At 64.5% G+C, this 10,604-nt stretch carries 11 protein-coding genes; 8 read left to right on the plus strand and 3 right to left on the minus strand.

Annotation, left to right across the window (positions count from 1 at the left end; translation table 11 throughout):
• The 3 genes from groL to ACKOED_RS10090 form a co-directional block, all read right to left on the minus strand.
• Positions 1-1,075 (minus strand): chaperonin GroEL (gene groL / locus ACKOED_RS10080; RefSeq protein WP_408916461.1); only part of this gene is annotated, 1,075 nt, incomplete at its 3' end.
• A gap of 44 nt (positions 1,076-1,119) precedes the next feature.
• Positions 1,120-1,434 (minus strand): co-chaperone GroES, encoded by a 315-nt coding sequence (locus ACKOED_RS10085; RefSeq protein WP_408916462.1) that lies wholly within the window; start codon positions 1,432-1,434, stop codon positions 1,120-1,122.
• A gap of 199 nt (positions 1,435-1,633) precedes the next feature.
• Positions 1,634-2,113, minus strand: a complete 480-nt coding sequence (locus ACKOED_RS10090; RefSeq protein ID WP_408916463.1) for a VOC family protein — start codon at positions 2,111-2,113, stop codon at positions 1,634-1,636.
• A 125-nt stretch (positions 2,114-2,238) separates the two neighbouring features.
• On the opposite strand from ACKOED_RS10090, the gene ACKOED_RS10095 reads away from it, so the two are divergent.
• From ACKOED_RS10095 to ACKOED_RS10130, 8 genes are all read left to right on the plus strand, one after another.
• A complete protein-coding gene (locus ACKOED_RS10095) occupies positions 2,239-2,988 on the plus strand; it encodes an HAD family hydrolase (protein ID WP_408916464.1) in 750 nt (249 codons plus the stop codon).
• Positions 2,985-3,938 (plus strand): sugar-binding transcriptional regulator, encoded by a 954-nt coding sequence (locus ACKOED_RS10100; RefSeq protein WP_408916465.1) that lies wholly within the window; start codon positions 2,985-2,987, stop codon positions 3,936-3,938. Before ACKOED_RS10095 ends, ACKOED_RS10100 begins: the two co-directional genes overlap by 4 nt.
• Before the next feature lie 157 nt (positions 3,939-4,095).
• The gene (locus ACKOED_RS10105; RefSeq protein ID WP_408916471.1) at positions 4,096-5,364 is read left to right on the plus strand and encodes an ABC transporter substrate-binding protein; all 1,269 of its coding nucleotides are present in this window, start codon (positions 4,096-4,098) and stop codon (positions 5,362-5,364) included.
• A gap of 93 nt (positions 5,365-5,457) precedes the next feature.
• Positions 5,458-6,366, plus strand: a complete 909-nt coding sequence (locus ACKOED_RS10110; protein ID WP_408916466.1) for a carbohydrate ABC transporter permease — start codon at positions 5,458-5,460, stop codon at positions 6,364-6,366.
• Positions 6,367-6,371: 5 nt separating this feature from the next.
• Positions 6,372-7,202 carry a carbohydrate ABC transporter permease gene (locus ACKOED_RS10115; RefSeq protein WP_408916467.1) on the plus strand — a complete coding sequence of 277 codons (831 nt, stop codon included), beginning with the start codon at positions 6,372-6,374 and terminating at the stop codon, positions 7,200-7,202.
• Positions 7,203-8,198 (plus strand): ABC transporter ATP-binding protein, encoded by a 996-nt coding sequence (locus ACKOED_RS10120; protein WP_408916468.1) that lies wholly within the window; start codon positions 7,203-7,205, stop codon positions 8,196-8,198.
• On the plus strand, positions 8,198-8,968 hold the full coding sequence (locus ACKOED_RS10125) for an L-iditol 2-dehydrogenase (RefSeq protein WP_408916469.1): 771 nt from the start codon (positions 8,198-8,200) through the stop codon (positions 8,966-8,968). The genes ACKOED_RS10120 and ACKOED_RS10125 overlap by 1 nt, the downstream gene beginning before the upstream one ends.
• On the plus strand, positions 8,965-10,434 hold the full coding sequence (locus tag ACKOED_RS10130) for a mannitol dehydrogenase family protein (protein WP_408916470.1): 1,470 nt from the start codon (positions 8,965-8,967) through the stop codon (positions 10,432-10,434). The genes ACKOED_RS10125 and ACKOED_RS10130 overlap by 4 nt, the downstream gene beginning before the upstream one ends.
• The last annotated feature ends 170 nt before the right edge of the window (positions 10,435-10,604 follow it).

Here is a 10,604-nt window from a genome sequence, read left to right on the forward strand (position 1 = left end):
CCGAGGTGGTCTCCTCGATCTGTTTCTTGATCTGGGAGACGCGGCCCTGGATGTCCGAGCTCTTGCCGGCGCCTTCGATGATCGTGGTGTTTTCCTTGTCCACCACCACGCGCTTGGCGCGGCCGAGATCGTCCAGCGTGACGGTCTCGAGCTTGATGCCCAGGTCGTCGCTGATCACCTGGCCGCCGGTCAGGATCGCGATGTCCTCCAGCATGGCCTTGCGGCGGTCACCGAAGCCCGGCGCCTTGACGGCCGCGACCTTCAGGCCGCCGCGCAGCTTGTTGACCACCAGCGTGGCCAGCGCCTCGCCCTCGATGTCCTCGGCGATGATGAGGAGCGGCTTCGAGGTCTGGACGACGGCTTCCAGCACCGGCAGCATCGACTGCAGCGAGGAGAGCTTCTTCTCGTGCAGCAGGATGTAGGCCTCGTCGAGCTCGGCGATCATCTTGTCGGCATTGGTGATGAAGTAGGGCGAGAGATAGCCGCGGTCGAACTGCATGCCTTCGACGACGTCGAGTTCGGTCTCGGCGGTCTTGGCTTCCTCAACCGTGATCACGCCCTCATTGCCCACCTTCTGCATGGCCTCGGCGATCATGTCGCCGATCGCCTTCTCGCCATTGGCGGAGATGGTGCCGACCTGGGCCACTTCGGCGGAGCCCTTGATCTTCTTGGCGCGCTTCTTGATGTCCTCGATGGCCACCGCGACGGCCATGTCGACGCCGCGCTTCAGGTCCATCGGGTTCATGCCGGCGGCCACGTTCTTGGCGCCTTCGCGCACGATGGCCTGGGTCAGCACGGTGGCGGTGGTGGTGCCGTCGCCGGCGAGGTCGTTGGTCTTCGAGGCCACTTCGCGCACCATCTGGGCGCCCATGTTCTCGAACTTGTCCTCGAGCTCCACTTCCTTGGCGACGGTCACGCCGTCCTTGGTGGTGCGCGGGGCGCCGAAGCTCTTCTCGATCACGACGTTGCGGCCCTTGGGACCGAGCGTCACCTTCACCGCATTGGCGAGGATGTCGACGCCGCGCAGCATGCGCTCACGGGCATCGGCGGAAAAACGGACTTCTTTAGCAGCCATGTTGCTACTCCTCAGTACTTAAGATGTGAGTTGATAGGGGTGGTTCAGGCGGCCTTCTTGGAGGCCGGCTTGCCCTCGAGAACGCCCATGATGTCGCTCTCCTTCATGATCAGGTACTCGACGCCCTCGATCTTGACCTCGGTGCCCGACCACTTGCCGAACAGCACGATGTCGCCGGCCTTGACGTCGATGGGGATCAGCTTGCCGGTCTCGTCACGGCCGCCGGGGCCCACGGCGATGATTTCGCCCTGCATCGGCTTCTCCTGGGCGGTGTCCGGAATGATGATGCCACCCTTGGTCTTGGTGTCCTCTTCGACGCGCTTGACGACGACGCGGTCGTGCAACGGACGGAACTTCATGGTCTAACTCCTCGATATATCTGACGATTTGAGGTTTTGAAACAGACCCGCTCCGGCTGGAGGGATCGGCCTGTTAGCACTCAGTCAGACCGAGTGCCAGCAGCTATCGGGGGAGATAGGAGCGAGCGCGCGCTCCGTCAAGGGGGCGGGAGAAGGAAATTCGGTTATGTCGCCTGGAGCCGCCGCCGGCCCAGGCGGGTCAGGCGGGATAGCGCCGATGCGCCGGCGGGCATTGGCCGGCATTGCCGAGTTCCAGGATGTAGCCAAAATCCTTTTCGGTATCGAGGTAATAGTGCAGGTCCTCGCCGAAACGGCCCGACTGGATCACCGGGTAGCCGCGCGCCGCATAGCTGGCCACCGCCTGAGCGCAATCCCTGTAATAGAGCTTGATGTGGTGAAGGCCCTCGCCATGTTTTTCGAGGAACTCGTCATAGATCGAATAGCCGGACACCGGCTGGATCAGTTCGAGCTGGGTATCGCCCGACCAGGCGACGGCGATGATGCAGCTGTGGGTGGCCGGGCGCCCGCGATAGACGAAATCCTGCACGGTGGCGGGGCTGAAGTCATAAATGTCCCAGGGCCCGATGCGGCAAACGTCCCAGTGCTTTTTCAGCGCCGCCGCGATGTCCCGCACGATCACCGCCACCTGCATGGTGGCGCCTTCCTGAAAACTGCGCATGATCCGGGCTCCTTCGCCAGCCGGGCGGCTCGACGCCGCCGCGGAGTTCTCAATAGCGCATCCGGCCTCCTGGCGGAAGCCGCTGCGCTTGATGCGCCGCCGCGCCTCTGCCAAGAAAGGGCGCCATGGCCAGAGCGCACCTCACCCGCCCCATGCCCGCCTTCGACCTGGTGATCTTCGATTGCGATGGCGTGCTCGTCGACAGCGAGATGCTGAGCGCCGGGGTGCTGATGGCGCTGATGGCGGAACATGGCCTGCCGATCACGCCGGAGATTTTCCGCGCCGATTTCCTGGGCCGCAGTTTCGCCAATGCCGCGGCCCAGGTGGAGCGCCGCTACGGCCGCCCGCTGCCAGACGGCTTTCAGCAGACCTACCGCGAGCGCTTGCTGCGGCAGATGCGGGCGGAGCTCAAACCGATGGCTGGCGTAACAGAACTCCTGCGCACGCTTTCCTGCCGCTATTGCCTCGCCACCAGCAGCAGCCCTGAGCGGCTCGCGGTGACCCTCGGCGTCACCGGTCTTGCGCCCTTCTTCACGGGGCTGAGTTTCACCGCCTCCGAAGTCGAGCGCGGCAAGCCGGCGCCGGATCTGTTCCTGCATGCCGCCCGCCGCATGGGCGTGGCGGCCAGCCGCAGCGTGGTGATCGAGGACAGTGAAATGGGCCTGCGCGGGGCATTCGCGGCCGGCATGACGGCCTGGCACTTCGCCGGCGGCGCGCATGTCGCGGCCGGCTATCGGCTGCCGGAGGATGTGGTTCCGCACCGCGCGGTGGCCAGCATGGCCGGGCTTGGCGAGGCGCTCGCTGAATTGGGCCTTTGCCGCAACGGGGCAGGGCGGCTATCTAGCGGCCAATCCGAGGACGGACGACTGACGTGACCCGCAAGACCGACAGCGAACACCACCGGCTTGACGACGCCGCCCGGGCCGGCTGGCTCTATTACATCGCCGGCAACACCCAGGACGAGATCGCGCGCAAGCTGGGCGTGTCACGGCAGACCGCGCAGCGCCTGGTGTCGCTGGCGGTGAGCGAGAAGCTGATCAAGGTAAGGCTCGATCACCCGATCGGCCGCTGCATCGAACTGGCCGAGAGGCTGTGCGCGGCGTTCGGGCTCACGATGTGCGAGGTGGTGCCCGCCGATCCGTCCTCCACTTCCGAAACCGTCGGGGTTGCGGAGGCCGCCGCGGCTGAGCTCGAGCGCTATCTCGTGTCGGCCCATCCGGTGATCGTCGCCATGGGCACGGGCCGCATGCTGCGCGCCATGGTCGAACAGGTGAGCCCGATGGATTGCCCGCAACACAAGATCGTGTCGCTGGTCGGCAACATCGCGCCCGATGGCTCGGCCTCGCTGTTCGATGTGGTGAGCCGCATCGGCGACCGGGTCAAGGCCGCGCATTACCCGATGCCGCTGCCGGTGATCGCCACCACCGTGCATGAGAAGACCCTGCTGCTCGGCCAGAAGACCTTGCGCAACGTGCTCGATCTCGCCCGCCAGGCGGATGTCACCTTCGTCGGCGTCGGCACGGTTGACGAGGGAGCGGCGCTGCTGCGCGACGGGTTCGTGCGGCCCGATGAAATCCGCTCGCTGATGCGGGCCGGCGCGGTGGGCGAAATCACCGGCTGGGCCTTCGACCAGGAGGGCCGGCTGATCGAAGGCCTCATCAATGACCGGGTGCTGAGCGTTCCCCTGGACAAGCCGGCGGCCCGCAAGGTGATCGGGGTTGCCATGGCGAGGCCACGCCTCAAATCGGTGCAGGGCGCGCTGCGCGGCCAGCTGATCAACGGCCTCATCACCAATGAGATCATGGCCGAACTGCTGCTGCGGTAGGGGGGTGATTTCCACCTTCCGGCGCCCGGTTACAAATCGCAGTTGACAGAGGGTTACGTAAAAGGCGAATATATGCCCGCGGTGTTGGCAAAAGCCCAACTCCTGCAATTGGGAGGTATTCATGAATTTCTTCGCCAAGGGCGCGCTCGGCGCCCTGATGCTCGGCGCCATGGCCACCACGGCGCTTTCCGAAACCACGCTGACCATTGCCACCGTCAACAACGGCGACATGATCCGCATGCAGGGTCTCACGGAGGACTTCACCTCCAAGAACCCCGACATCAAGCTCGAGTGGGTGACGCTCGAGGAAAACGTGCTGCGCGAGAAGGTGACGACCGACATCGCCACCAAGGGCGGGCAGTTCGACGTGCTCACCATCGGCACCTATGAAACCCCGATCTGGGGCAAGAAGGGCTGGCTGCTGCCGCTCACCATGATCGACGACCCGGCGGACCTGCTGCCCGCCATTGCCGGCGGCCTCACCGTTGACGGCAAGCTGATGGCTTCGCCGTTCTATGGCGAAAGCTCCATGGTGATGTACCGCACCGACCTCGTCGAGGCGGCGGGCGAGAAGATGCCGGAAGCCCCGACCTGGGCCGACATCAAGCGCATTGCCGGCAAGATCACCAACAAGGACAAGGAAATCTACGGCGTCTGCCTGCGCGGCAAGGCCGGCTGGGGCGAGAACATGGCCTTCATCACGGCCACCTCGAACTCCTTCGGCGCGCGCTGGTTCGACGAGAACTGGAAGCCCCAGTTCGACACCCAGGAGTGGAAGGACACGCTGAACTTCTATCTCGACCTCATGAAGTCCGACGGCCCTCCGGGCGCGTCCTCGAATGGCTTCAACGAGAACCTGGCGCTGTTCAACGCCGGCAAGTGCGGCATGTGGATCGACGCCACGGTGGCCGCCTCCTTCGTGACCAACCCGAAGGACTCGACGGTCGCCGACAAGGTGGGCTTCGCGCTGGCGCCGGACAACGGCCTCGGCAAGCGTGGCAACTGGCTGTGGGCCTGGTCGCTCGCCATTCCGGCCGGCACCCAGAAGGAAGAGGCCGCGCAGAAGTTCATCGCCTGGGCCACTTCGAAGGCCTACACCGAGCTCGTCGCCTCCAAGGAAGGCTGGGCCAACGTGCCGCCGGGAACCCGCAAGTCGCTCTATGCGAATCCGGAATACGCCAAGGTTCCGTTCGCCAAGATGACCCTGGACTCGATCAACTCGGCTGACCCGACCAACCCGACCGTCAAGCCCGTGCCCTATGTCGGCGTGCAGTTCGTGGCCATCCCCGAATTCGCTGGCATCGCCACCACGGTGGGCCAGATCTTCTCCGCCGCACTCGCCGGCGAGAAGACGGCGGATCAGGCCCTGGCCGAAGCCCAGGACGTGACCACCCGCGAAATGACCAAGGCCGGCTACATCAAGTAATCCGTCCTTTCTCAAAACCGGCTGCCCGGCGCTTTCTGCCGGGCAGCCTCATTCACTGCCATTCTCCAACCACAGTTCTCCGGGGTTCCGTCAATGGCAACGCAGCACATGCGCGCAGTGGGCAGGATCGCCGTTGCGCCATCGGTCATCGCGCTGCTCTTGTGGATGATCGTGCCCCTGGCGATGACCCTGTGGTTCTCCGTCCTCCGCTATAATCTGCTCGATCCCAATCCGGCCTGCTCGCTGCTCGATCCGGCGCAACTCTTCGACGCCGCCAACCGCTGCATCGCCGGCACCAGCAACTATTACTACTTTCTCACCGATCCCGCCTTCTTCTCGGCGATGACCAACTCTCTGGTGCTGGTCGGCCTCGTGTTGTTGATCAGCGTCGGCGGCGGCATTCTGCTGGCCATTCTGCTCGATCAGGCGATCTTCGGCCGCAATGTGGTGCGGCTGATGATCATCGCGCCGTTCTTCGTCATGCCCACCGTGTCAGCACTGGTGTGGAAGAACATGATGATGAACCCGGTGTCGGGCTTTCTCGCCTGGATCACCAAGTCGCTGGGTCTCGGCGCCGTGGACTGGTTCGCGCATTACCCGATGACGGCGATCGTCATCATGGTGGCCTGGCAATGGCTGCCCTTCGCCACGCTGATCCTGCTCACGGCACTCCAGTCCTTCGACGAGGAGCAGCGCGAGGCGGCACAGATGGACGGCACGCCGCCGCTTTCCTTCTTCTGGTACATGATCCTGCCGCATCTGGCGCGCCCGATCACCGTGGTGATCCTCATCGAGACCATCTTCCTGCTCAACGTATTCGCCGAAATCTACGTGACCGGCTCCGGCGGACGCGCCGGCAATCTGCCCTACCTCGTCTATCACTACGGACTCATCGCCAATGACGTGGGCGGGGCCTCGGCAGGCGGCATCGTGGCGATCGTGCTGGCCAATATCGTGGCCTTTTTCCTGATGCGCATGATCGGCCGGAACCTGGAGCGCTGACCGCCATGGCACGAGCTGTTCCCATCCGCCGCCGCGTGATCTTCTCCGCCCTGGCCTGGGCGATTGCCTTCGTCATTTTCTTTCCCGTTCTTTGGACCATACTCACCAGCTTCAAGACCGAGGGTCAGGCCATCGAGCTGCCGCCGCGCTTCATCTTCTTCGACTGGACACTGGAGAACTACGCCGTCGTGCAGGAGCGCTCGAACTATCTCAAGTTCGCGATGAACTCGATCGTGCTGTCTCTGGGCTCGACGCTGGCGGCGCTGGTGATCGCGGTGCCCGCCGCCTGGGCCATGGCCTTCGCGCCGGGAAAGCGCACCAAGGACCTGCTGATGTGGATGCTCTCAACCAAGATGATGCCGCCGGTGGGGGCACTGCTGCCGCTCTATCTGATCTTCCGCGATCTGGGCCTGCTCGATACGCGGGGCGGCATCATCGCGGTGCTGATGCTGATGAACCTGCCGATCGTGGTGTGGATGCTCTACACTTACTTTAAGGAAATCCCGTCCGAGATCCTGGAAGCGGCGCGCATGGACGGCGCGCCGGCCATCAAGGAGTTGCTCTATGTGCTTGCCCCCATGGCGGTGCCGGGAATCGCGTCCACCTTGCTGCTCAACATCATCCTCGCCTGGAACGAAGCCTTCTGGACCCTGAGCCTCACCACTAAGGACGCAGCACCGCTCACCCAGTTCATCGCCTCCTATTCCTCGCCGGAAGGGCTGTTCTGGGCCAAGCTTTCGGCGGCCTCGACCATGGCGATCGCGCCCATCCTCGTGCTCGGCTGGTTCGCCCAGAAGCAGCTGGTGCGCGGCCTTACCTTCGGAGCTGTGAAATAGATGGGCACCATCAGTCTCAGGAATGTGCGCAAGCAATTTGGCGACGCGGTGATCATCCCCGGCGCCGATCTTGACATCGCCAACGGCGAGTTCGTGGTTTTCGTGGGGCCCTCGGGCTGCGGAAAATCGACGCTGCTGCGGCTGATCGCCGGGCTCGAGGATTTGACAGCAGGCCAGATTCTGATCGATGGCGAGGATGTCTCCGATACGCCGCCCGCCCGGCGCGGCCTGTCCATGGTGTTCCAGTCCTATGCGCTCTATCCGCATATGAGTGTCAGGAACAACATCGGCTTCGGCCTCAAGATGGCCGGCCTGCCGAGGGCGGAGATCGACGCCAAGGTGGCGAAGGCCGCCGAGACGCTGAACCTCACCGAATATCTTGACCGCAAGCCGCGCCAGCTCTCCGGCGGCCAGCGCCAGCGCGTCGCCATCGGCCGGGCCATCGTGCGCCAGCCCAAGGCGTTCCTGTTCGACGAGCCGCTGTCCAACCTCGATGCGGCGCTGCGCGTCAACATGCGCGTCGAGATCATGCAGCTGCACCGCGATCTCCGCGCCACCATGGTCTATGTGACCCATGACCAGGTCGAGGCCATGACCATGGCTGACCGTATCGTGGTGTTGAACCGTGGCGTCATCGAGCAGGTGGGCACCCCGCTTGAACTCTATCATCATCCCCGCTCGCTGTTCGTGGCGGGCTTCATCGGCTCGCCGCGCATGAATTTTGTGTCCGGGGCCGCCGCGGCGCGGTTCAACGCCCACACGATCGGCGTGAGGCCGGAGCACATCGCGCTGGGCAGCGGCCCGTGGCAGGGCACCATCGAACTCGTTGAGCATCTGGGCGCTGACTCCTTCCTGCATGTTTCGGCGGGCGAGGCAGGCCGGCTCACGGTCAGGGCGGCGGGAGGGTTCGCGGGCCGGCCGGGCGATGCCGTGAGCCTCGCGCCGGACCCCGCCAGCATCCATAGATTCGATCACAACGGAAAGGTCATGGCGTAATGCGGCTTCAAGGGAAGACGGCGATCATCACTGGCGGGGCGCGCGGCATCGGAGCCGCCATCGCCGAGGGCTATGCCAGGGAAGGGGCGCGCGTCTGCGTCGCCGACATCGGGCTTGCGGCGGCCGAAGAAACCGCGGCGCGCATCGGCAACGGCGCTTTTGCGCTGGCGCTGGACGTGACCAAGATCGAGTCCATCCGCGCCTGCGTGGCGGAAGCCGAGCGGCGCATGGGCGGCATCGGCATTCTCGTCAACAATGCGGCGGTGTTCGACATGGCCCCCTGGGGCGAGATCACCCAGCAGAGCTACGACGTCATTTTCGATGTGAATGTGAAGGGCCTGTTGTTCATGCTTCAGGAGGTTTCCGAGAGCATGAAGCGGCCCGGCAAGGGCGGCAAGATCATCAACTTCGCCTCGCAGGCGGGACGCCGCGGCGAGCCCCTGGTGGCGGTCTATTGCGCGTCCAAGGCGGCGGTGATTTCGCTCACCCAGTCGGCGGGCCTGGCGCTGATCAAGCATGGCATCAACGTCAACGGCATTTCCCCCGGCGTGGTCGACACCCCGATGTGGGACCATGTCGACAGCCTGTTCGCCAAATACGAGGGCCGCCCGCTGGGCGAGAAGAAGCGTCTGGTGGGTGAGGGCGTGCCGTTCGGGCGCATGGGCAAGCCGGAGGACCATGTCGGCTGCGCCATCTTCCTCGCGTCGGCGGAAAGCGATTATGTGGTGGCCCAGACCTACAATGTCGATGGCGGGCAGTGGATGTCATGACCAGGCTTTCGCTTGCCAATCTCCCGGAGATTTCGGCCCGGGCAACGGTGCCCGCCTACCGGCGCGAGCAGCTCTCGCCGGGGATCGTTCACATTGGCGTCGGCAATTTTCACCGCGCCCATCTGGCCGTCTATCTCGATGACCTGTTCAGCCGCGGCGAGGGCCATGACTGGGCGATCATCGGCGCCGGCGTGATGCCGGGCGATGAGAAAATGCGCCAGGCGCTGGCCGGCCAGGACTACCTCACCACCGTGGTGGAGCAGGACAATGACGCGAGCGCGGCCCGCGTGACAGGCGCCATGGTGGATTTCGTTCCGCCCGCCAACCACGCCGCCCTGCTGGCGCGGCTTGCCGATCCGGCCACGCGCATCGTGTCGCTCACCGTCACCGAGGGCGGCTACATGATCGATCCGGCCACCCAGGCCTTCGACCCCCATCATCCCGCCATCCGCCGTGACGCGGAGAATCCGGAAAACCCCACCAGCGCCTTCGGCCTCATCCTGCGCGGCCTTTCGCTGCGCCGCGCCAGGGGAGTTCCGCCGTACACGGTGATGTCCTGCGATAACGTTCCGCACAATGGCGCCGTCACCCGTAACGCGGTGGCCGGCCTCGCGCGGCTGTTTGACCCCGAACTCGCGCAATGGGTGACGGCGAATGTCGCCTTCCCCAACGCCATGGTGGACCGCATCACGCCCGCCACCTCAGAGCGCGAGCGGCGCATCACGTCGGATGTCTTCGGCATCGAAGATGCCTGGCCGGTGTTCTGCGAGGAGTTCAAGCAATGGGTGATCGAGGACCGCTTCACCATGGGCCGCCCGGCGCTGGAGAAGGTGGGCGTGCAGTTCGTGCCCGATGTGACGCCTTATGAGAACATGAAGATCCGCATTCTCAACGGCGGCCACGCGATCATCGCCTATCCGGGAGGCTTGCTCGACATTCATTTCGTGCATGAGTCGATGGAACATCCGCTGATCCGCGCCTTCCTCGACAAGGTGGAGCGCGAGGAAGTGATCCCGACGGTGGCGCCGGTGCCGGACACCGATCTCAACGTTTACTATGATCTCATCGTCCGCCGCTTCCTCAACCCGAAGATTGGCGACACCATCCGCCGGCTGTGCCTCGATGGTTCCAACCGGCAGCCGAAATTCATCGTGCCGCAGATCAGGGATCGTCTGGCCGCAGGCCGCAGCGTTGACGGCCTGGCGCTCGAATCGGCGCTGTGGTGCCGCTACTGTGCCGGCGTGACGGACAGCGGCAAGGCGATCGAGCCCAATGACCCCAACTGGGAGCGGCTGCAGCCGCGCGCCAGGGCGGCGAAGGACAATCCCGGCCTGTGGCTCGAAATGGAAGACGTCTATGGCGAGACCGGGCGTTCGGCGACGTTCCGTGACAGTTTCGCCGCCGCGCTCAAGCACCTGTCATCGGAAGGGACCGTCGCGACGCTCAAGCGCTATCTTGCAGGCTGAGCGCCGCTTCGAACCCTGTCTCATGGCCGAGTGAAGAACAGTCTGCCGTGACGGAATAGGGCGGGCCGTGGCCGGAATTGTCATTGACAGGCTTTCAGGCAGGCGTCTTAATCGTGGGAATACGAAGGCATGAATCCTCGGACAGGCGGCAAATTCGACAATACTATCAG

It is taken from the genome of Aestuariivirga sp. (genome assembly GCF_046093005.1).
Classification (GTDB): domain Bacteria; phylum Pseudomonadota; class Alphaproteobacteria; order Rhizobiales; family Aestuariivirgaceae; genus Aestuariivirga.

Coding starts and splice junctions, on each gene's coding strand:
- ACKOED_RS10085 (WP_408916462.1), bottom strand. CDS start 1,434: ATGAAGTTCCGTCCGTTGCACGACCGCGTCGTCGTCAAGCGCGTCGAA.
- ACKOED_RS10090 (WP_408916463.1), bottom strand. CDS start 2,113: ATGCGCAGTTTTCAGGAAGGCGCCACCATGCAGGTGGCGGTGATCGTG.
- ACKOED_RS10095 (WP_408916464.1), top strand. CDS start 2,239: ATGGCCAGAGCGCACCTCACCCGCCCCATGCCCGCCTTCGACCTGGTG.
- ACKOED_RS10105 (WP_408916471.1), top strand. CDS start 4,096: ATGCTCGGCGCCATGGCCACCACGGCGCTTTCCGAAACCACGCTGACC.
- ACKOED_RS10110 (WP_408916466.1), top strand. CDS start 5,458: ATGGCAACGCAGCACATGCGCGCAGTGGGCAGGATCGCCGTTGCGCCA.
- ACKOED_RS10115 (WP_408916467.1), top strand. CDS start 6,372: ATGGCACGAGCTGTTCCCATCCGCCGCCGCGTGATCTTCTCCGCCCTG.
- ACKOED_RS10120 (WP_408916468.1), top strand. CDS start 7,203: ATGGGCACCATCAGTCTCAGGAATGTGCGCAAGCAATTTGGCGACGCG.
- ACKOED_RS10125 (WP_408916469.1), top strand. CDS start 8,198: ATGCGGCTTCAAGGGAAGACGGCGATCATCACTGGCGGGGCGCGCGGC.
- ACKOED_RS10130 (WP_408916470.1), top strand. CDS start 8,965: ATGACCAGGCTTTCGCTTGCCAATCTCCCGGAGATTTCGGCCCGGGCA.